General features: G+C 63.5%; 21 protein-coding genes and 1 pseudogene. 19 read left to right on the top strand and 3 right to left on the bottom strand.

Annotated elements, in window-relative coordinates:
• Positions 1 to 134: 134 nt before the first annotated feature.
• The 3 genes and pseudogenes from AC0L2L_RS07055 to AC0L2L_RS07045 all read left to right on the top strand — a co-directional run.
• Positions 135 to 353, top strand: a pseudogene (locus AC0L2L_RS07055) (3-deoxy-8-phosphooctulonate synthase); the annotation flags it as partial.
• 96 nt (positions 354 to 449) lie between these two features.
• On the top strand, positions 450 to 656 hold the full coding sequence (locus AC0L2L_RS07050) for a dodecin family protein (RefSeq protein WP_473577106.1): 207 nt from the start codon (positions 450 to 452) through the stop codon (positions 654 to 656).
• 70 nt (positions 657 to 726) lie between these two features.
• The gene (locus AC0L2L_RS07045) at positions 727 to 1,092 is read left to right on the top strand and encodes a PRC-barrel domain-containing protein (protein ID WP_473577105.1); all 366 of its coding nucleotides are present in this window, start codon (positions 727 to 729) and stop codon (positions 1,090 to 1,092) included.
• 65 nt (positions 1,093 to 1,157) lie between these two features.
• On the opposite strand, the gene AC0L2L_RS07040 is transcribed toward AC0L2L_RS07045, so the two are convergent.
• Entirely contained in the window at positions 1,158 to 1,280 is a 123-nt protein-coding gene (locus tag AC0L2L_RS07040) for a hypothetical protein (RefSeq protein WP_280798885.1), read from the bottom strand.
• Between the two features lie 200 nt (positions 1,281 to 1,480).
• Here AC0L2L_RS07040 and eno point away from each other — a divergent pair, with 200 nt between their 5' ends.
• The 11 genes from eno (at position 1,481) to AC0L2L_RS06985 (ending at position 11,750) form a co-directional block, all read left to right on the top strand.
• Positions 1,481 to 2,755, top strand: a complete 1,275-nt coding sequence (gene eno, locus AC0L2L_RS07035; protein WP_473577102.1) for a phosphopyruvate hydratase — start codon at positions 1,481 to 1,483, stop codon at positions 2,753 to 2,755.
• Between the two features lie 157 nt (positions 2,756 to 2,912).
• On the top strand, positions 2,913 to 3,236 hold the full coding sequence (locus AC0L2L_RS07030) for an FtsB family cell division protein (RefSeq protein WP_473577101.1): 324 nt from the start codon (positions 2,913 to 2,915) through the stop codon (positions 3,234 to 3,236).
• Positions 3,237 to 3,411: 175 nt separating this feature from the next.
• On the top strand, positions 3,412 to 4,449 hold the full coding sequence (gene pdhA, locus AC0L2L_RS07025) for a pyruvate dehydrogenase (acetyl-transferring) E1 component subunit alpha (RefSeq protein ID WP_473577099.1): 1,038 nt from the start codon (positions 3,412 to 3,414) through the stop codon (positions 4,447 to 4,449).
• Between the two features lie 15 nt (positions 4,450 to 4,464).
• Complete coding sequence (locus AC0L2L_RS07020; protein ID WP_473577098.1) at positions 4,465 to 5,850, top strand: pyruvate dehydrogenase complex E1 component subunit beta; 1,386 nt, start codon at positions 4,465 to 4,467, stop codon at positions 5,848 to 5,850.
• 18 nt (positions 5,851 to 5,868) lie between these two features.
• Positions 5,869 to 7,239 carry a pyruvate dehydrogenase complex dihydrolipoamide acetyltransferase gene (locus tag AC0L2L_RS07015; protein WP_473577097.1) on the top strand — a complete coding sequence of 457 codons (1,371 nt, stop codon included), beginning with the start codon at positions 5,869 to 5,871 and terminating at the stop codon, positions 7,237 to 7,239.
• 16 nt (positions 7,240 to 7,255) lie between these two features.
• On the top strand, positions 7,256 to 7,681 hold the full coding sequence (locus AC0L2L_RS07010; RefSeq protein ID WP_473577095.1) for a hypothetical protein: 426 nt from the start codon (positions 7,256 to 7,258) through the stop codon (positions 7,679 to 7,681).
• Entirely contained in the window at positions 7,678 to 8,316 is a 639-nt protein-coding gene (locus AC0L2L_RS07005) for an SGNH/GDSL hydrolase family protein (protein ID WP_473577094.1), read from the top strand. The genes AC0L2L_RS07010 and AC0L2L_RS07005 overlap by 4 nt, the downstream gene beginning before the upstream one ends.
• 27 nt (positions 8,317 to 8,343) lie before the next feature.
• Positions 8,344 to 9,792 carry a dihydrolipoyl dehydrogenase gene (lpdA, locus tag AC0L2L_RS07000; protein ID WP_473577092.1) on the top strand — a complete coding sequence of 483 codons (1,449 nt, stop codon included), beginning with the start codon at positions 8,344 to 8,346 and terminating at the stop codon, positions 9,790 to 9,792.
• Positions 9,793 to 9,912: 120 nt separating this feature from the next.
• A complete protein-coding gene (locus tag AC0L2L_RS06995) occupies positions 9,913 to 10,170 on the top strand; it encodes a GlsB/YeaQ/YmgE family stress response membrane protein (protein WP_027170010.1) in 258 nt (85 codons plus the stop codon).
• A gap of 152 nt (positions 10,171 to 10,322) precedes the next feature.
• Positions 10,323 to 11,288, top strand: a complete 966-nt coding sequence (gene lipA / locus AC0L2L_RS06990; protein ID WP_473577090.1) for a lipoyl synthase — start codon at positions 10,323 to 10,325, stop codon at positions 11,286 to 11,288.
• Between the two features lie 6 nt (positions 11,289 to 11,294).
• Positions 11,295 to 11,750 (top strand): type II toxin-antitoxin system RatA family toxin, encoded by a 456-nt coding sequence (locus AC0L2L_RS06985; protein ID WP_473577089.1) that lies wholly within the window; start codon positions 11,295 to 11,297, stop codon positions 11,748 to 11,750.
• On the opposite strand, the gene AC0L2L_RS06980 is transcribed toward AC0L2L_RS06985, so the two are convergent.
• On the bottom strand, positions 11,747 to 12,235 hold the full coding sequence (locus tag AC0L2L_RS06980; protein ID WP_473577087.1) for a CinA family protein: 489 nt from the start codon (positions 12,233 to 12,235) through the stop codon (positions 11,747 to 11,749). The genes AC0L2L_RS06985 and AC0L2L_RS06980 overlap by 4 nt on opposite strands.
• Entirely contained in the window at positions 12,232 to 13,479 is a 1,248-nt protein-coding gene (locus tag AC0L2L_RS06975) for a bifunctional 2-C-methyl-D-erythritol 4-phosphate cytidylyltransferase/2-C-methyl-D-erythritol 2,4-cyclodiphosphate synthase (RefSeq protein WP_473577086.1), read from the bottom strand. The genes AC0L2L_RS06980 and AC0L2L_RS06975 overlap by 4 nt, the downstream gene beginning before the upstream one ends.
• 140 nt (positions 13,480 to 13,619) lie before the next feature.
• On the opposite strand from AC0L2L_RS06975, the gene dusB reads away from it, so the two are divergent.
• From dusB to ntrX, 5 genes are all read left to right on the top strand, one after another.
• The gene (gene dusB / locus AC0L2L_RS06970; RefSeq protein ID WP_473577084.1) at positions 13,620 to 14,648 is read left to right on the top strand and encodes a tRNA dihydrouridine synthase DusB; all 1,029 of its coding nucleotides are present in this window, start codon (positions 13,620 to 13,622) and stop codon (positions 14,646 to 14,648) included.
• Positions 14,645 to 15,787, top strand: a complete 1,143-nt coding sequence (locus tag AC0L2L_RS06965; RefSeq protein WP_473577082.1) for a two-component system sensor histidine kinase NtrB — start codon at positions 14,645 to 14,647, stop codon at positions 15,785 to 15,787. Before dusB ends, AC0L2L_RS06965 begins: the two co-directional genes overlap by 4 nt.
• The gene (gene ntrC / locus AC0L2L_RS06960) at positions 15,784 to 17,244 is read left to right on the top strand and encodes a nitrogen regulation protein NR(I) (RefSeq protein ID WP_027170019.1); all 1,461 of its coding nucleotides are present in this window, start codon (positions 15,784 to 15,786) and stop codon (positions 17,242 to 17,244) included. The genes AC0L2L_RS06965 and ntrC overlap by 4 nt, the downstream gene beginning before the upstream one ends.
• A gap of 135 nt (positions 17,245 to 17,379) precedes the next feature.
• Positions 17,380 to 19,671: a sensor histidine kinase NtrY-like gene (locus AC0L2L_RS06955; RefSeq protein WP_027170020.1), complete on the top strand. Its 2,292-nt coding sequence runs from the start codon at positions 17,380 to 17,382 to the stop codon at positions 19,669 to 19,671.
• Positions 19,661 to 21,022, top strand: a complete 1,362-nt coding sequence (ntrX, locus tag AC0L2L_RS06950; protein WP_473577079.1) for a nitrogen assimilation response regulator NtrX — start codon at positions 19,661 to 19,663, stop codon at positions 21,020 to 21,022. The genes AC0L2L_RS06955 and ntrX overlap by 11 nt, the downstream gene beginning before the upstream one ends.
• The last annotated feature ends 71 nt before the right edge of the window (positions 21,023 to 21,093 follow it).

The raw sequence follows: 21,093 nt of genomic DNA, 5'->3' as shown, positions 1-21,093 counted from the left end.
ACCTTTTTTTTTTACACCCCACCCCCCCACACCCCCTATTCTTGCGGGTCTGGGGGGCTGGTTTTTGTTTATAATACAAATAACCTGACAAAAATATTGTGCACGGCAATCACCCGCTCTTTATTCTCGGTCACCCGGGGGGGCTGGGGGGGTCCTCCGGCGGCGAGCGCCGGTTCGTCGCGACACTGGCTTGTGCGGCAGTCGCAGTCGGTGTTGCCGGCGTCTTCATCGAAACCCATCAGGACCCGGACAATTCGACGTCTTCCGACGGACCCAACATGCTTCCGCTGAAGGACATGCCGGCACTGCTGGAAAAGCTGATGGCCTTCGACCGCATCGCCAAAGGCCACTGATCCCGGCGGAGCGGGCCGATTCTGCACTGACTTGTGGTTGCACCGCACCGGCGATACGCTCGTTTCCGCAACTGAGCGCCTTGGCAGGAGGAAGCCATGTCTGTCGCCCGCGTCACCGAAATCACGTCATCGTCCAAGAAGAGCTTTCAGGACGCTATCGAGAAGGGCATCGCGCGCGCCGCGAAAACCTTGAAGAACGTCGAAGGCGCCTGGATCCAGGACCAGAAGATCGTTGTCGAGGACGGCAAGATTGCCGCCTACCGCGTCAACATGAAGGTGACGTTCATCCTGATGGACAGCTGAGCAAAAAGTCGGAACCTTCGCCCGCTCCTCTCATTGTCAATGCAGGCATTCAACCGAGAGGAGCACCACCATGACAACCCCGTCCGGGCATACCGAAGCCATTGCCGCCTCGCGCGTCATCGGCACGTCAGTCTACAACACCGAAGGCGACAGCATCGGCAGCATCGAGGATGTCATGCTGGACAAGATGTCGAACGGCATCATGTTCGCGGTGATCGGTTTCGGCGGCTTCCTCGGCATGGGCGAGAAGTACCACGCAGTTCCGTGGGCGACGCTCGACTATGACGAGGACAGAGGCGGCTACGTCGTGCCCTTCACCAAGGACCAGTTGCAGGCCGCACCGGCGTACTCGATCAAGGAGTTGACCGGAGCCGACGGCGAAGCGGCGCGAGACGCCTCATTCCAATACTACCACGTGAAGCCCTACTGGCATTGATCGCTTGATCGGCGCGCGGAAATCAAGGGCCCCCGGCGGAAAGCCGGGGGCCTTTGATGTTTGAATTACTCCGCCGCGTTGACAGTGGAGAGCTCCACCGAGCTTTGCTGGGGTTTCTGATCGTCGCACGATGTCAGGAACGCCGCCGCGATCAGGAACAAACTCACGATACCGCTCAACTGGGACATGGCGAAACTCCTCCTGTTTCGCCCCGCGCGAAGGCGACCATAGATGAGAAGACCGCGCAACGCGCATGACTTATGATGACAGAGATTTGCGCTTCGTGAATCGTGCCCGCGGCAATAATTGCGGCCCCGCCGATTGCCTTTTGCTCTGCTTTGGCTAAGAGGGGCGCGACGCTTCAATCGATCAATCGGGGACATCGCAAATGACCGCCATCATCGACATTGTCGGGCGTGAAATCCTGGACAGCCGTGGCAATCCGACCGTCGAGGTCGACGTGGTGCTGGAGGACGGCTCGATGGGCCGCGCCGCGGTGCCGTCGGGCGCATCGACCGGCGCGCATGAGGCGGTCGAGCTGCGTGACGGCGGGCCGCGCTATCTCGGCAAGGGCGTCCAGCGCGCCGTCGAGGCGGTGAACGGCGAGCTGTTCGAGGCGATCGGCGGCATGGAGGCCGAGAACCAGATCCATATCGACCAGACGATGATCGAGCTCGACGGCACGCCGAACAAGAGCCGCCTCGGCGCCAACGCCATCCTCGGCGTGTCGCTCGCTGTCGCCAAGGCCGCGGCGGAAGCCGCAGGCCTGCCGCTCTACCGCTATGTCGGCGGCACCAAGGCGCACATCCTGCCGGTGCCGATGATGAACATCATCAATGGCGGCGCCCATGCCGACAACCCGATCGACTTCCAGGAATTCATGATCCTGCCGATCGGCGCGCCGACGCTGCGCGACGGCGTGCGCTGGGGCTCGGAGATTTTCCACACTCTGCGCAAGAAGCTCAAGGACGCCGGTCACAACACCAATGTCGGCGACGAAGGCGGCTTCGCCCCCAACCTCAAGAGCGCGCCGGCGGCCCTGGACTTCATCATGGAATCGATCGAGAAGGCCGGCTTCAAGCCGGGCGAGGATGTGGCGCTCGGCCTCGACTGCGCCGCCACCGAATTCTTCAAGGACGGCAACTATGTCTATGAGGGCGAGAAGAAGACCCGCGATCCGAAGGCGCAGGCCAAGTACCTCGCCAAGCTGGCCGCCGACTATCCGATCATCACCATCGAGGACGGCCTTGCCGAGGACGACTGGGAAGGCTGGAAGATCCTGACCGATCTGATCGGCAAGAAGATCCAGCTCGTCGGCGACGACCTGTTCGTCACCAACACGGCGCGGCTGCGCGACGGCATCCGCATGGGCGTCGCCAACTCGATCCTGGTCAAGGTCAACCAGATCGGCTCGCTGACCGAGACGCTCGACGCCGTCGAGACCGCGCACAAGGCTGGCTACACCGCCGTCATGTCGCACCGCTCGGGCGAGACCGAGGATTCGACCATCGCCGACCTCGCCGTCGCCACCAATTGCGGGCAGATCAAGACCGGCTCGCTGTCGCGCTCTGACCGCATGGCCAAGTACAACCAGCTGATCCGCATCGAGGAAGAGCTCGGCAAGCAGGCGCGCTATGCCGGCAAATCGGTGGTCAAGGGCTGATCCAGCCTGTTCGAGCAATCCGAAGGGGGCGGGTCAATCCCGCCCTTTTTCGTTTCCGGCCATCCTGGACCAAGCCGCCCGTAACCGTCCATTAAGCACAATCGGGCGAAATACGACTCGATTGCCGCTTGCGTTCGCGGCCGCGAGGGTTCGGGTCATGTGGACACGTCAGCATAAGCAGAGAAACACCGGTAGGCTGATCATCCCCTCGCTCTGCGTGCTCTTCCTGGCCTATTTCGGCTTCCATGCCTATCACGGCGAGTTCGGCATTTACTCCAAGTACCGGCTTGAAGCTCGAAAGGTCGAGTTGCAGACCCAGCTTGATACCGTCAAGGCGCGCCGGATCGACTTCGAGCGCCGCGTCCAGCTGATGCATGAAGGCACGCTGGAGAAGGATATGCTTGACGAGCAGGCCCGAAAGGCGCTCAATTTGTCCCAGCCCGACGAAATCACCATCATGTTGCCCGCCCCAACGAAATAACCGAGTTTCGGTTAATCGACTTTATTTGCAACGATTCTAATCGCTTAGATGCATGCCAGCCATGCATTTTTCAGCATGGCGCAATGCATCCTTGCGTGTTAGCTTCCCTCAAATCGGTGGGGAGGCGATCGATCTCCCTGAATGTCCGCAAAGAGACGCCAACAGGGAGTGACGCATGGCCACCGCCGCCAAAAAAGCGCCCGCCAAATCCAGATCCGACAAACAGCCTAATCTGTCAGCGCCCAAGCCGGCGGATTTCACCAAGGAAGAAGAGCTTTCCGCCTACCGGCGCATGCTGCTGATCCGCCGCTTCGAGGAAAAGGCCGGCCAGCTCTACGGCATGGGCTTCATCGGCGGCTTCTGCCACCTCTATATCGGCCAGGAGGCCGTCGTCACCGGCATGAAGATGGCGCTGATCGAGGGCGACCAGATGATCACCGCCTATCGCGACCACGGCCACATGCTGGCGATGGAGCTGTCGCCGCGCGGCGTCATGGCCGAGCTCACCGGGCGCCGCGGCGGGCTGTCGAAGGGCAAGGGCGGCTCCATGCACATGTTCTCCAAGGAGAAGCATTTCTATGGCGGCCATGGCATCGTCGGCGCGCAGGTTTCGCTCGGCACCGGCCTCGCCTTCGCCAACCGCTACCGCGACAACAAGAACGTTTCGCTGACCTATTTCGGCGACGGCGCCGCCAACCAGGGCCAGGTCTATGAAAGCTTCAACATGGCCTCGCTGTGGAAGCTGCCGGTGATCTTCATCATCGAAAACAACCGCTACGCCATGGGCACGTCCGTGTCGCGCTCGTCGGCCGAGACCGATTTCTCGCATCGCGGCGCTTCGTTCAAGATCCCGGGCATCCAGGTCGACGGCATGGACGTCCGCGCCGTGAAATCGGCGGCCGATCTCGCCACCGAATGGTGCCGCGCCGGCAACGGCCCGCTGATCCTCGAAATGCAGACCTACCGCTATCGCGGCCACTCCATGTCCGACCCGGCGAAGTACCGCTCCAAGGAAGAAGTGCAGAAAATGCGCTCCGAGCATGACCCGATCGAGCAGGTCAAGGCACGCCTGACGGCCAAGAAATGGGCAAGCGAGGACGAGCTCAAGACCATCGACAAGGAAGTCCGCGACATTGTCGCCGACGCCGCCGAATTCGCCCAGCACGACGCAGAGCCGGATCCGTCCGAGCTCTGGACCGATATCGTACTCTAAGGAGAGGGCAAGGACATGCCGATCGAAATTCTCATGCCCGCGCTCTCGCCGACGATGGAAGAGGGCAATGTTTCCAAATGGTTGAAGAACGAGGGCGACAAGGTCGTCGCCGGTGACGTCATCGCCGAGATCGAGACCGACAAGGCGACGATGGAAGTCGAAGCCGTCGATGAGGGCACGCTTGCCAAGATCGTGGTTCCCGCCGGCACCGAAGGCGTCAAGGTCAATGCGGTGATCGCCGTGCTTGCCGTCGACGGTGAAGACGTCGACAAGGCCGGCGAAGGCATCGGCGAAGAGCCGGCCAAGGGTGAGGCCGCCGCGCCGGCGCCCGCCGCTGCCAAGAGCGAAGCTGCCGCACCTGTCGCCGCCGCGCCGAAGACGGAAGTCGCGGCCGACCCGGACATCCCCGCCGGTACCGAAATGGTTTCGACCACGGTGCGTGAAGCGCTGCGCGACGCCATGGCCGAGGAAATGCGCCGCGACGGCGATGTTTTCGTCATGGGCGAGGAGGTCGCCGAGTACCAAGGCGCCTACAAGATCACGCAAGGCCTGCTGCAGGAATTCGGCCCGCGGCGCGTGGTCGACACGCCGATCACCGAGCACGGCTTTGCCGGCGTCGGCGTCGGTGCCGCGATGGCCGGGCTGAAGCCGATCGTCGAGTTCATGACCTTCAACTTCGCCATGCAGGCGATCGACCAGATCATCAATTCGGCCGCCAAGACGCTTTATATGTCCGGCGGCCAGATGGGCGCGCCGATCGTGTTCCGTGGTCCGAACGGCGCCGCCGCCCGCGTAGCCGCGCAGCACTCGCAGTGCTATGCGGCCTGGTACAGCCATATCCCGGGTCTCAAGGTGGTGATGCCTTACACGGCGGCCGACGCCAAGGGCCTGCTCAAGGCGGCGATCCGCGATCCGAACCCGGTCATCTTCCTTGAGAACGAAATCCTCTACGGCCATTCCTTCGACGTGCCGAAGCTCGACGATTTCGTGCTGCCGATCGGCAAGGCGCGCATCCACAAGCAGGGCAAGGATGTCACCATCGTCTCCTTCGGCATCGGCATGACCTATACGTTGAAGGCGGAAGCCGAATTGCGCGGCATGGGCATCGATGCCGAGATCATCGATCTGAGGACCGTCCGACCGCTCGACTTCGACACCATCATCGCTTCGGTGAAGAAGACCAACCGCCTCGTGGTGGTGGAAGAGGGCTACCCGCAGAACTCGGTCGGCGACCACATCGCCAACCAGGTGTCGCAGCGGGCCTTCGACTTCCTCGACGCGCCGGTGATCACCATTGCCGGCAAGGACGTGCCGATGCCTTATGCGGCGAACCTCGAAAAGCTGGCTTTGCCCAATGTCGGCGAGGTCATCGAGGCGGTCAAAGCCGTCACTTATCGCTGAGCCGGTCGAGAGGGAAAAATGCCAATCAACATCACCATGCCGGCGCTTTCGCCCACGATGGAAGAAGGCAATCTTTCCAAGTGGTTGGTCAAGGAAGGCGATAAGGTTTCGCCCGGCGATGTGATCGCCGAGATCGAGACCGACAAGGCGACGATGGAAGTCGAAGCCGTCGATGAAGGCACGGTCGCCAAGCTGGTGGTTCCAGCCGGCACCGAAGGCGTCAAGGTCAACGCGCTGATCGCCATCCTGGCTGGTGAGGGCGAGGATGCCGGCGCTGCGGCCAAGAGCGGCGCCGCCGCCGCGCCCAAGGCTGAAGCTGCGAAAGCGGATGCCCCGAAGGCCGAGGCGCCCAAGGAAGCGCCCAAGCCGGCAGCAGCCGCTGCGGCGCCCGCGCCGGCGAAGGCCGAGCCCGCTCCCGTCGCCAACGGCCACGCCGCTGGCGATCGCGTCTTCGCATCGCCGCTGGCTCGCCGCATCGCCAAGGATGCCGGCGTCGACGTCGCGTCGGTAACCGGCTCCGGCCCGCATGGCCGTGTGGTGAAAGTCGATGTCGAGGCGGCGATCGCTTCCGGCGGCGCCAAGACTGCGCCGGCTGCGAGGGCGCCCGCCGGCGCTCCGTCCGCCCCTGCGCCGAAGCCGATGTCGGACGACCAGGTGCTGAAACTGTTCGCCGAAGGCTCCTACGAGCTCGTGCCGCACGACAACATGCGCAAGACCATCGCGCGCCGCCTGGTCGAGGCCAAGACCACCATCCCGCATTTCTACCTGACGCTCGACTGCGAGCTCGATGCGCTCTTGGCGCTGCGCACGCAGCTCAATGCCGCCGCGCCGATGAAGAAGACGGAGAAGGGCGAGGTTCCCGCCTACAAGCTCTCGGTCAACGACATGGTGATCAAGGCGATGGCCATGGCGCTGATGGCGGTGCCGGATGCCAACGCCTCGTGGACCGAAAGCGCCATGGTCAAGCACAAGCATGCCGATGTCGGGGTCGCGGTCTCGATCCCCGGCGGCCTGATCACGCCGATCATCCGCCATGCCGATGAAAAGACGCTGTCGGTCATCTCCAACGAGATGAAGGACCTGGCAGGCCGCGCCAGAAGCCGCAAGTTGAAGCCGGAAGAGTATCAGGGCGGCACCACGGCGGTGTCCAATCTGGGCATGTTCGGCGTCAAGGACTTTGCCGCCGTCATCAACCCGCCGCACGCGACGATCCTTGCGGTCGGCGCCGGCGAGGAGCGCGCGGTGGTCAAGAAGGGCGAGATCAAGATCGCGACCGTGATGTCGGTGACCTTGTCGACCGACCACCGCGCCGTCGACGGCGCGCTTGGCGCCGAACTCCTCGGCGCCTTCAAGCGCATGATCGAAAACCCGATGGGCATGCTGGTATAAGAAGGGAAAAAAGGCGGTGCGGAAATTCTTCACCAGCCTTTTCGCCTTCATCCTTTCCGGCTTCGCCGGCGGGCTGGTGGCTCAGGAACTCGCCGTCGCCACCGGCGCTGAGGAAGAATACATCATCATTTTCATGGTCTCGGTCCTGGTGACCCTCGTCGTCACCTTCGTCTTCTTCGTGGCGCAGTTCATGGCCGATCCGGCGATTGCCGTGGCCAAGGCGGGAAAGTGGTCGCTGATCGCGTTTGCCGTGTTGCTCATCCTGCTGGTCGGCGTCGGACTCTACACGGATGCCGGCACAGACGTGATCAAACGCGACGTGCCGGTGGTGGCTGGGCTGATGTTGCCCGGCATCGTTACGATCGTCGTGCAGTGGCTCTTCGTGCGCTGGCGGGTGGGGCGCGTCCACACGGGTTTTGGTAGAAGCGGGGCAAAGGCGTGAAGACAATTTTGTGCTACGGCGATTCCCTGACCTGGGGCTATGACGCCGCCAGCCTAGGCCGCCATGCGTTGGAGGACCGCTGGCCGAGCGTGCTTGAGGCTGAGCTTGGCGGCGATGTCGAGGTCATCGCCGAGAGCCTGAACGGCCGCACCACTGCCTTTGACGATTACCTGGCCGGCGCCGATCGCAACGGCGCCCGCGTCCTGCCGACGATCCTGACAAGCCATGCGCCGATTGATCTCGTTATCTTCATGCTTGGCGCCAACGACATGAAGCCATGGATCCACGGCAATCCCGTCGCCGCCAAACAGGGCATGGAGCGGCTGATCAATATCGTGCGCGGCCATGACTATCCGTTCGACTGGCCGGCACCGCAGATGCTTATCGTCGCGCCACCCGTTGTGACGCGCACCGACAATGCCGAATTCAAGGAAATGTTCGCCGGCGGCGATGATGCTTCCAAGCGGCTGGCGCCGCAATATTCCCTGCTTGCCGACGAGGCCGGCTGCGGCTTCTTCGACGCCGGCAGCGTCGCCACCACCACGCCGCTCGACGGCGTTCATCTCGATGCCGAGAACACGCGGCGCGTCGGCCAGGCGCTGGCGCCGCTCGTGCGCGTCATGCTCTCACTCTAACCCTCAGAAAGATCAGGGAGAAAACCCGTGGCTGAAACCTACGACGTCATCATCATTGGCTCAGGCCCCGGCGGCTATGTCACAGCGGTGCGCTCCGCCCAGCTTGGCTTCAAGACGGCGATCGTCGAGCGCGAGCATCTGGGCGGCATCTGCCTCAACTGGGGCTGCATACCGACCAAGGCGCTGCTGCGCTCGGCCGAGATCATGCATTATTCGGATCACCTCAAGGATTACGGCCTGAAGCTCGAAGGCGGCAAGGTCAGCGCCGACACCGCGGCCGTGGTCGACCGCTCGCGAAAAGTGTCGCTCAGGTTGAACACCGGCGTCGGCTTCCTGATGAAGAAGAACAAGGTCGACGTTATCTGGGGAGAGGCAAAGCTCTCCAAGCCTGGAGAAGTCGTCGTCTCCAAATCATCGAAGAAACCGATGGAGCCGCAACCGCCAGTGCCGAAGGGCGTCAAGGGCGAGGGCACCTACACCGCCAAGCACATCATCCTGGCCACCGGCGCCCGGCCGCGCGCGCTGCCCGGCATCGAGCCTGACGGAAAGCTGATCTGGACCTATTTCGAGGCCATGGTGCCGAAGGAAATGCCGAAGTCGCTGCTGGTCATGGGCTCGGGCGCAATCGGCATCGAATTCGCCTCCTTCTACCGCACCATGGGCGCCGACGTGACGGTGGTCGAGCTTTTGCCGGCGGTGATGCCGGTCGAGGATGCCGAAGTCTCGAAATTCGCGCAAAAGCAGTTCGAGAAACAGGGGATGAAGATCATCCTCGAAGCCAAGGTGACCAAGGTCGAAAAGGGTGCCAATTCGGTCACCGCGCATGTCGAGATGAAGGACGGCAAGGTCGAGAAGATCACCGCCGACCGCATGATCTCGGCCGTCGGCGTGCAGGGCAACATCGAAAACCTCGGCCTGGAAGCGCTTGGCGTGAAGACGGACCGCGGCTGCGTGGTCGTCGACGGCTACGGCAAGACCAATGTGCCGGGCGTCTACGCCATCGGTGACGTCGCCGGACCGCCGATGCTTGCCCACAAGGCCGAGCATGAGGGCGTCGTCTGCATCGAGAAGATCGCCAACGTCCCAGGCGTCCATGCCACCGACAAGCTGAAGATCCCCGGCTGCACCTATTGCAGCCCGCAGGTCGCTTCCGTCGGCCTGACGGAAGCGAAGGCCAAGGCCGAAGGCAAGGATATCCGCGTCGGCCGTTTCCCGTTCAGCGCCAACGGCAAGGCCATCGCGCTCGGCGAGGACCAGGGTTTCGTCAAGACCATCTTTGACCAGAAGACCGGGCAGCTTCTCGGCGCGCATATGGTCGGCGCCGAGGTGACCGAGCTCATCCAGGGTTTTGTCGTGGCGATGAACCTGGAGACGACCGAGGAAGAGCTGATGCACACCATCTTCCCGCACCCGACGCTGTCGGAGATGATGAAAGAGAGCGTGCTCGACGCCTATGGCCGCGTTTTGAACGCATGATAAATCGCCTTTCGGTGATAGACTGGCTGCGCGAGACTCATACGCGGCAGCCGGAGAAACCTGACGGCAAGGCAGCTCTGTTCCGGATGCATTTTCACCTGATCGAGGAGGACTTGGCACATGCATTTGAATGGCGTCGGCTGGATCGCAGCCATCATCGTCGGAGGGCTGGCGGGCTGGCTCGCCGAGATGGTCATGAAGAGCAACACCGGCATCTTCATGAACATCATCATGGGCATCGTTGGCGCGGTGGTGCTGAACGCGATCCTGCAGGCCCTCAACATCCAGTCTTTTGGCGTTGGCTGGGTAGCCTATCTGATCACCGGCTTCATCGGCGCCTGCCTGCTGATCTTCGTGGGCCGGCTGGTGCGCCGGTAAGGCGCGCGAATGCGTCGCTGATCGCAGGCAGAGCCTGCTATGCGAAAAAGGCCGTGCCGGCATGCGCTGCCGCGGCCTTTTTCTTTACTTCGAAAAGTCCTAGATGACGAAAGACAGGCGTCCGCCGAAATCGCGGCCGCGAAGGGTTTGAGATGGTCACAGTCGTAGACACGATCGCCAACCGGCCGCGCCAGCGGCATCCCGAGAAAGCGCACCGCCCCGACCAGGAAGTGCTGCGCAAGCCCGACTGGATCCGCGTCAAGGCGCCGGTTTCCAAGGGCTATGCCGAAACGCGCGAGATCGTGAAGTCGCACAAGCTGGTGACGGTGTGCGAGGAGGCGGGCTGCCCCAACATCGGCGAATGCTGGGATAAGAAGCACGCCACCTTCATGATCATGGGCGAGATCTGCACGCGCGCCTGCGCCTTCTGCAACGTAGCGACCGGCATCCCGACAGCGCTCGATCCAGATGAGCCGGCGCGCGTTGCCCACGCCGTCAAGCAGATGGGGCTGAGCCATGTCGTCATAACCTCCGTCGACCGCGACGACCTTGCCGATGGCGGCGCTCAGCATTTCGCCGAGGTCATCCGCGAAATCCGCGCGGCAACGCCGTCGACCACGATCGAGATCCTGACGCCCGACTTCCTGCGCAAGGATGGCGCGCTGGAGATTGTCGTTGCGGCCAAGCCCGATGTCTTCAACCACAATCTCGAAACGGTGCCGTCGAACTACCTGACGGTCCGCCCTGGCGCCCGCTATTTCCACTCGATCCGGCTCTTGCAGCGGGTCAAGGAACTCGACCCGTCGATCTTCACCAAGTCCGGCATCATGGTCGGCCTCGGCGAAGAGCGGAACGAGGTGCTGCAACTGATGGACGATTTGCGTTCGGCCAATGTCGATTTCATGACCATCGGCCAGTACCTGCAGCCATCGAAGAAGCATCATCCGGTGATCCGATTCGTCCCGCCGGACGAGTTCAAGTCCTACGAAACGATCGGCAAGACCAAGGGCTTCCTGTTGATGGCGTCGAGCCCGCTGACGCGCTCCTCGCACCATGCCGGCGAGGATTTCGCCAGGCTGCGCGCAGCGCGCGAGGCGCAGCTCGCGAAGGCCAGCTGACCTTCAATGCCGAAATTCGAGGCGATACGCCGCGTCGCGCATACACCGGAAGAGATGTTCGCGCTGGTGGCGGACATCGAAGCCTACCCGCAGTTCCTGCCGCTGTGTGAATCGCTCACCGTGCGCTCGCGCAAGGAGCGCGACGGCCGCACCATTCTCGTCGCCGACATGAGCATCGGCTACAAGGCGATCCGCGAAACCTTCACGACGCAGGTGCTGCTCAATCCGGCCGAGCGTGCCATCGACGTCAAATACATCGACGGCCCGTTCAAATATCTGAGCAACATCTGGCGCTTCGATCCCGCGAGCAGCGGTTGCGAGGTGCATTTCTTCATCGACTATGAATTCAAGAGCCGCATCCTTGGCGCGGTCATGGGCACGATGTTCGACCGCGCCTTCCGCATGTTCTCGGAAGCCTTTGAAAAGCGCGCCAACGTGATTTACGGACGCAAGCCAGCCTAGTCTTTGCCAAGCGCCCGCAACCCCAGCTGCAGCGCGTGCCGCACCGTCTCGTGGCGGATGAATTCGCGACCCTTGTGACCGAACAATTGCCGCTCGGCGACAATCGGTTGCCCGGCAAGCGCGACGCCGAACCAGACGAGCCCGATCGGCTTTTCCACCGAGCCACCGCCCGGACCGGCAATACCGGTCACGGCGAGCGAGAGGCTGGCTTTTGAATGCGCCAGCGCGCCCGCCGCCATCTCCAGCACCGTCTCGCGCGAGACCGCGCCATGCGCGCCGAGCGTGGCGGCGGAGACGCCGAGCATCTCCATCTTGGCTTCGTTGGAATAGGTGATGAAGCCGCGATCGACCACGGCGGAAGAACCAGCGATGTCGGTCAACGCGGCGATGATCAGGCCGCCGGTGCAGCTTTCGGCCGTCGCCAGCATGATGCCGCGCTGCTGGCAGGCTTGCAGCAGAGCGTTTGCGAGTTCAGCGTTGCTCATGCCGGCACCTCGCCCGGATAGACGACGCTGGCCGTGGCGATCGCGGCGATGCCTTCGCCGCGTCCGATAAAGCCGAGCTTCTCGTTTGTCGTCGCTTTGATCGAAATACGCTCGGGCGCAATGCCGAGCATGGCCGAAAGGGCTTGCGTCATCGCCGCGCGATGCGGCCCGACGCGCGGCGCCTCGCAGATCAGCGTGATGTCGGCATTGGCGATGCGGCCGCCGCGCCCGCGCACTAGCTTCGCCGCGTGCTCGACGAAGATCTTCGAGGCGGCGCCTTTCCATTGCGGGTCCGATGGCGGGAAATGCGTGCCGATATCGCCGGCGCCGCAGGTGGCGAGAAGCGCGTCCGTCAGCGCATGCAGCCCGACATCGGCATCGGAGTGGCCGGAGAGTTTTCGCTCGTAGGGAATGGCGACGCCGCAGAGCGTGACATGGTCGCCTGGCTCGAACGCATGCACGTCGTAACCATTTCCGGTCCGGATATCCGGAAAGCGCGGCTGTGCGCTCAAGAGCCGCTGATCGGCCAATGCAATGTCCCTCGCCCAGGTGAGTTTGACGTTGTCCGGCGATCCGGGAACGATCTTGACTGGTATCTGCGCCCATTCGGCGATCGCCGCATCGTCGGTGAACTCGGTCTTGCCCAGATGATGCGCCTTCTCATGCGCGGCGAGCAGCGGCCAGAACGGAAAACCCTGCGGCGTCTGCGCGGCATGAAGGCCGGCTCTCGATACCGTCTCGTCGATCATGCCGGTGGCCGATTCCCGCTTCAGCGTGTCGGCAACGGGCAGCGCCGGCAGCGCGCCCTGGCGCTCGCCGATGGCTTCGATGGTGCGGTCGATCAGCCCGGCGTCGACGAACGGGCGCACGGCGTCATGCACCAGCACTTTTGCGGGTGCCTGGTCCCTGAGCGCCAGGAGACCGAGCCGGACGGACGCCTGGCGCGAAGGGCCGCCGACAACGGCGACAAGACGATCGCCATGCGCTTCGGCCGCGCGTTGGAAGAGCTCGGCATCGTCGGCGTGGATAGCCACGACCACGGGGCCGATCATCGGATGGGAGAGAAAGATATCCAGCGTATGCGCGATGACGGCACGGCCGCCGATGCGCTGATATTGTTTCGGACCGTCGGCCTGTCCGGCACGCGCGCCACGGCCGGCGGCAACGATCACCACCCCGATCCCGCGGCTCGGGCCCGCCGCCTGCTTTTCGCCCGCCGCTTGCTTTTCGCTTGCCTCGCTCATTCCGATCGGTCCTAGTCGCGGTAATGGCCGAAGGCCAGCATTTTCCAAAATGCGCCTTAATGTGACGTCATTGCGCGTTGCACAATGCCACACTTCTGGCTAGAGAATGTGCAACGATCGAATATGCTTGGTTTTTGTGCATGACTGAATTGACCACATTGGCATCGCCACTCGATGTCGGCGGCGTGAGAATCCGCAATCGCGTTTTCCTGGCGCCGATGTCGGGCATCACCGACGAGCCGTTCCGGCAGCGCGCCCACGCGCACGGCGCCGGGCTGGTCGTGTCGGAAATGGTGGCGAGCGGCGAACTGGCCAAGGGCAGGGCCGGCTGCGACCTTCGTATCCGTCATTCCGGCCTGCCGGTGCATATGGTGCAGCTGGCCGGCCGCGAGGCCGTCCATATGGGCGAGGGCGCGCGCATAGCGGCGGGCGAGGGCGCCGATATCATCGACATCAACATGGGTTGCCCGGCGAAGAAGGTGACCGGCGGCTATGCCGGTTCGGCGCTGATGCGCGATCTCGACCACGCGCTGTCGCTGATCGAGGCGGTGGTCGGCGCCGTTTCGGTGCCGGTGACCGTCAAGATGCGGCTCGGCTGGGACGAAAGCGCCCTCAACGCGCCGATGCTGGCGCGGCGCGCCGAACAGGCGGGCGTCAGGATGGTGACCGTCCATGGCCGTACGCGATGCCAGTTCTACCAAGGCGAGGCCGACTGGCGGGCGATTGCGCGCGTCAAGGAAGCGGTCTCGATCCCGGTGGTGGCCAATGGCGATGTCGGCTCGCCGGAAGAGGCCGCGACAATCCTCGAACAGTCCGGCGCCGACGCCGTGATGATCGGCCGCGCGCATTACGGCGCGCCATGGGTCGCCGGCGGCATTGCGACAGCCGCGGCCGGCGCACGCGCGCAAGGTATCCCGCAAGCGCCGGAAGCGCTCGCCGACTACGTGGTCTCCCATTACGAGGACATGCTCTCGCTCTATGGCATTGAAAGCGGGCTGCGCCAGGCGCGCAAGCATCTTGGCTGGTATCTCGACCGTCATGCTCCAGTTGTCTACGCCGAGCAACGCAAACGCATCCTCACGTCCTTCGAGCCCGTTGAAGTCGTCGCCGAACTGCGCCGCGTGTTCGCCGATAGCCCGTCATCGATCAGCCTGCGGAGCGCGGCATGAAGGCCACCGTCCCGCAGCCGACCGATGTGGCGGACGCCGCCAATATCGTCCTCAACACCATTCGCCGCCCGGTGATCATGGTCGATACCGACGGCTTTATCACTTTCGCCAATGCGGATGCCGAGGACTTCTTCCGCTCGAGCGCCACCATGCTCGCCCGCAATACGCTCTCCAAGCTGGTGCCGTTCGGCAGCCCGCTGCTGACGCTGGTCGACCAGGTGCGCGAGCGCCGCGCGCCGGTCAACGAATACCGCGTCGACGTGTCGTCGCCGCGCCTCGGCATCGAGAAGATGGTCGATCTCTATGTCGCGCCGGTGCCGGAGTTTCCGGGCTCCGTGGTCGTCATGTTCCAGGAACGGTCGATGGCCGACAAGATCGACCGCCAGATGACCCATCGCGGGGCGGCCCGCTCCGTCACCGGCCTTGCCGCCATGCTGGCGCATGAGATCAAGAACCCGCTCTCCGGCATTCGTGGCGCCGCCCAGTTGCTCGAGCTTTCCGCTTCCGACGAGGATCGGGCGCTCACCCGCCTGATCACCGACGAGACCGACCGCATCGTCTCGCTGGTCGACCGCATGGAAGTATTTTCCGACGAACGGCCGATCGAGCGCTATCCGGTAAATATCCATGTCGTGCTGGATCACGTGAAGGCGATCGCCAAGAACGGTTTTGCCAGGCGGATCAAGATCTTGGAGGAATATGATCCATCATTGCCTCCAGTCTTCGCCAACCGTGACCAGCTGATCCAGGTCTTCCTCAATCTGGTCAAGAACGCCGCCGAGTCGATCGGTGCCGATCCGCAGGGCGAGATCTTGCTCTCGACCGCCTTCCGTCCGGGCATCCGCGTTTCCGTGCCTGGCACGCAGGACCGTGTCTCGCTGCCGCTGGAATTCTGCGTGCATGACAACGGACCCGGTGTTTCCGAGGACATCCTGCCGATCCTGTTCGATCCGTTTATCACCACCAAGCCGAACGGTTCCGGCCTGGGGCTGGCCCTGGTCGCCAAGATCGTCGGCGAGCATGGCGGCATCATCGAATGCGATTCGACGTCGCGCGGGACCACTTTCCGCGTCCTGTTGCCGGCCTGGAAGGAGACTTCGCCAGGCTCGGGCGATGAAGCAGAAGGAGACCGCAAATGAGCATTCGCGGCAATATTCTGGTCGCTGACGACGATGCGGCCATCCGCACGGTGCTCAACCAGGCGCTGTCACGGGTCGGCCACGAGGTGCGCGTGACCTCGAACGCCTCGACGCTGTGGCGTTGGGTGGCGGCGGGCGAGGGCGATCTCGTCATCACAGATGTGGTGATGCCGGACGAAAACGCCTTCGACATGCTGCCGCGCATCAAGAAGGCGAGGCCCGAGCTGCCGGTCATCGTCATGAGCGCGCAGAACACGTTCATGACCGCCATCCGCGCCTCCGAGACCGGCGCTTATGAGTATCTGCCGAAGCCGTTCGACCTCACCGAGCTGCTCAACATCGTCAACCGGGCGCTGGCCGAGCCCAAGCGGCCGAAGCTCGATTCCCGCGCGGAAGACCAGCCGGAGACGATGCCGCTGGTCGGCCGCTCCGCCGCCATGCAGGACATCTACCGCATGCTGGCGCGTATGATGCAGACCGATCTGACGGTCATGATCAGCGGCGAGTCCGGCACCGGCAAGGAGTTGGTGGCGCGCGCGCTGCACGAATATGGCCGCCGCCGCGGCGGCCCGTTCGTGGCCATCAATATGGCGGCGATCCCGCGCGACCTCATCGAATCGGAGCTGTTCGGCCACGAGAAAGGCGCCTTCACCGGCGCCCAGAACCGTTCCAGCGGCCGCTTCGAACAGGCCGAGGGCGGCACGCTGTTCCTCGATGAGATCGGCGACATGCCGATGGAGGCGCAGACCCGCCTGCTGCGCGTGCTGCAGCAGGGCGAATACACCACGGTCGGCGGCCGCACGCCGATCAAGACCGACGTGCGCATCGTTGCGGCCACCAACAAGGATCTGCGCACGCTGATCAACCAGGGTCTGTTCCGCGAAGATCTGTTCTACCGCCTCAACGTCGTGCCGCTGAGGCTGCCGGCGCTGCGCGAGCGTTCCGAGGACATTCCCGATCTGGTGCGGCACTTCTTCAAGCAGGGCGCCAGCGAGGGCCTGCAGACCAAGCGCATTTCGTCCGGCGGCATCGAGCTTATGAAGCGCTATCCCTGGCCCGGTAACGTGCGCGAGCTGGAAAACCTGGTGCGCCGGCTGGCCGCCCTCTACTCGCAGGACGAGATTTCATCGGAGATCATCGAGTCCGAGCTGAAGACCGGCGATAGGCCGGTCGTGCCCGATGGCGGCGCGCTCATTCCCGACGATCTGTCGATCGGCCAGGCGGTCGAACATTTCCTGCAGCGCTATTTTGCCTCCTTTGCCGGCGACTTGCCGCCGGCCGGGCTCTACCAGCGCATCCTTGCCGAGGTCGAATATCCGCTGGTGCTGGCTTCGATGACGGCGACGCGCGGCAACCAGATCAAGGCAGCCGAGCTCCTGGGGCTCAACCGCAACACGCTGCGCAAAAAGATCCGCGAGCTCGGCGTCAACGTCTACAAATCGGCCAGGCAACCGTAGCGTCACCATCCTTCCGGCAAATTGGCTCCTTTCGCAAATTGGTCGGGGAAAGATTTCCGTCCCGGCCACACTTGTTGCATAATCGCCACAATGCGTTGCATACATCCGACGCAATGACCGACTCTGTACCGCGACATGGCAGCTGAGGCTCCGACCCTGAACAAATCGCTTTTCAACCAGACCGGCACGCGTGACGGCCGACGGTTGCTGGCGTTGCCCGGCGTGGTCGCCATCGCCGGCGCGATGATCACGGCGGCGATCTCGTTTGTGATCCTGGTCGGCGCAACGCCGATCGCGCCGACCGCCAATGCGACCTGGGCCCTGATCGCGGCCAATGCCGTCTTTGTTCTGTTCCTGATCACGTTGATCGCCCGCGAGGTGCGTCGTATCGTCCTGGCGCGGCGCCACGGCAGGGCCGCCTCGCGGCTGCATGTGCGCATCGTCGCGATGTTTGCGCTGGTTGCCGCCATTCCGGCTATCATGGTGGCGATCATTGCCTCGATCACGCTCGACATCGGCCTCGACCGCTGGTTCGAGCTCCGCACCAAGACGATCGTCAACTCGTCGCTGTCGATTGCCGACGCCTACGTGCAGGAGAACGCTCGCAACCTCCAGGGCACGACATTGTCGATGGCATATGATCTCGATGCCTCGCGCACGCTTTACGGTCTCGACCGGGGCGGTTTCCTCGATTTGTTGAACAAGGAAGCCGTGGGGCGCGGCCTTGCGCACGCGGCCCTCATCAAGCCTGACGGCTCGTTCGTCATGAACGCCAAGACCGACGCCGATTTCCCCATGCCCGAGCCACCGTCGGGCGCTGTCGAAACCGCGGTCGACGGCAAGCCGGTGCTGATAGAGCCCCGCACCCGCAACATCATGGGCGCCATCATCAAACTGCGCGAGATCGAAGGGCTTTACCTCTATACGATCCGGCTGGTCGATCCCGATGTGATCAAGGCGCGTCAGATCGTCAGGTCCAACACCGACGAATACCGCAATCTGGAGGATAACCGCCGGACCTCGCAGGTCGCTTTTGCGCTGCCTTACCTGTCGCTCACGCTGATCATCACGCTCTCGGCGATCTGGACCGGCATTGCGGTTGCCGACCGGATCGTGCGGCCGATCCGCCAGCTGATCGGTGCCGCCGACGAAGTGGCGACCGGCAATCTCGACGTGGCCGTTCCGGTGCGCCAGTCCGACGGCGACGTGGCCTCGCTCGGCGAGACCTTCAACAACATGATCCTGGAGCTCAAATCGCAACGCAACGAGCTGATGTCGGCCAAGGACCTGATCGACGAGCGGCGCCGCTTCTCCGAAGCGGTGCTGGAGGGCGTCACCGCCGGCGTCATCGGCGTCGATCCCTACGGCATCGTCACCATCGTCAACCGCTCGGCCGAAACCATGCTGGCGATTTCGGCAAATGCCACGCTCGGCCAGAACCTTTCGGCGGTGCTGCCCCTTGTCGGCCGCGTCTTCGAGATCGGACGTCAGTCCGGCAAGCCGGTCTATCGAGAGCAGGTGACCTTCTTCCGCACCGGTCTGGAGCGCACTTTCAATGTCCAGGTCACCGTCGAGTCCGGCGACGACGGCGAGGAAGAGAAGTCCTATGTGGTCACCGTCGACGACATCACCGATCTCGTCCAGGCGCAGCGTTCGTCGGCCTGGGCCGATGTTGCCCGGCGCATCGCGCATGAGATCAAGAACCCGCTGACGCCGATCCAGCTGTCGGCCGAGCGCATCAGGCGCCGCTACGGCAAGGTCATCACCGAGGATCGCGAGGTCTTCGACCAGTGCACCGATACAATCATCCGCCAGGTCGAGGACATCGGTCGCATGGTCGACGAATTCTCCGCCTTTGCCCGCATGCCGAAGCCGGAGATGAAAGCGATCGACCTGCGTGAATCGCTGCGCGAAGCGTCCTTCCTGGTCGAGGTCAGCCGCTCCGACATCGCCTTCGAGCGCGATTTCGGCAGCGAGCCGTTGAAAGGCACTTTCGACAGCCGCCTGATGGCGCAGGCCTTCGGCAACCTCGTCAAGAACGCTGCCGAGGCGATCGACGGACTTGATGCGCAAGACCGTTCGGACGGCACAATCCGGATTCAAGCCGGACGCCAAGATGGCGCCATACGAATCGACGTTATCGACAACGGCAAGGGGCTGCCGCGCGAGAATCGCCAAAGGCTGCTCGAGCCCTATATGACGACGCGCGAGAAGGGGACCGGGCTTGGCCTCGCTATCGTCAAGAAGATCGTGGAGGACCATGGCGGCCGTCTCGAACTGCACGACGCGCCAGCGGATTTCCATGGTGGCCGGGGTGCGATGATCTCGATCATCCTGCCCCCGGCAACGATCGTAGCCGCGCCGCCACGCGGTGAAGGTCGAAGCGAACACGAAAGAGAAACTGAAAAGGTCGGTAATGGCGTCTGACATTCTCATCGTCGATGACGAGGAAGACATCCGCGAACTTGTCGCTGGTATCCTGAGCGACGAGGGTCATGAAACCCGCACGGCCCATGATGCCGACAGCGCGCTTGCGTCGATCGCCGATCGCGCGCCGCGGCTGATTTTCCTCGACATCTGGCTGCAGGGCTCGCGCCTCGACGGCCTGGCCCTGCTCGACGAGATCAAGATCATGCATCCGACCATGCCGGTGGTGATGATCTCGGGCCACGGCAACATCGAAACGGCGGTCTCGGCCATCCGGCGGGGCGCGTACGACTTCATCGAGAAGCCGTTCAAGGCCGATCGCCTCATCCTGGTCGCCGAGCGCGCGCTGGAGACGTCCAAGCTGCGGCGCGAGGTTTCCGACCTCAAGCTGCGCAGCGGCGAGACCTTCGACCTGATCGGCATGTCGTCGGCGATGAGCCAGCTGCGGCAGACCATCGAGCGTGTCGCGCCGACCAACAGCCGCGTCATGATCGTCGGCCCCTCCGGTTCCGGCAAGGAATTGACGGCGCGCGCCATCCACGCGCTCTCGTCGCGCAAGGCCGGCCCGTTCGTGACGCTGAGCGCGGCCACCATCACGCCCGAGCGCATGGAGATCGAGCTGTTCGGTACCGAATCGAACGGCACCGAGCGCAAGGTCGGCGCGCTGGAAGAGGCGCATCGCGGCATCCTCTACATCGACGAAGTCGCCGATATGCCGCGCGAGACGCAGAACAAGATCCTGCGCGTGCTGGTCGAGCAGCAATTCGAACGGGTAGGCGGCACCAAGCGCGTCAAGGTCGATGTCCGCATCATCTCCTCGACCTCGCAGAATCTCGAAGCGATGATCGCCGACGGCCGCTTCCGCGAGGACCTTTACCATCGCCTGGCGGTGGTTCCGGTCATGGTGCCGGGGCTCGCCGAGCGGCGCGAGGACATTCCCTATCTCGTCGACAATTTCATGAAGCAGATCGCGCGCCAGGCCGGCATCAGGCCGCGCCGCATCGGCGACGACGCGCTGGCCGTGCTGCAGGCCCACAACTGGCCGGGCAACGTTCGCCAGTTGCGCAACAATGTCGAGCGACTGATGATCCTGGCGCGAGGAGACGAGGCCGACGCGCCGATCACCGCCGATCTTCTGCCGTCCGAGATCGGCGACGTCATGCCGCGCACGCCCAACCAGTCGGATCAGCACATCATGGCGCTGCCGCTGCGCGAAGCACGCGAGCAATTCGAGAAGGACTACCTGATCGCCCAGATCAACCGCTTCGGCGGCAACATCTCGAAGACGGCCGAATTCATCGGCATGGAACGCTCGGCTCTGCATCGCAAGCTGAAGTCGCTGGGTGTGTAGCGAGCGGTTGGCCCACGTGATTGTCCGTTGCCGCGGCGGCGGAATCGCCTAAGAAAGCCATACGTTTTCCC

This window comes from Mesorhizobium sp. WSM4832, assembly GCF_055811115.1.
The sequence above is the reverse complement of the archived record's forward strand: the minus strand, read 5'-3'. Positions and strand labels throughout refer to the sequence as shown.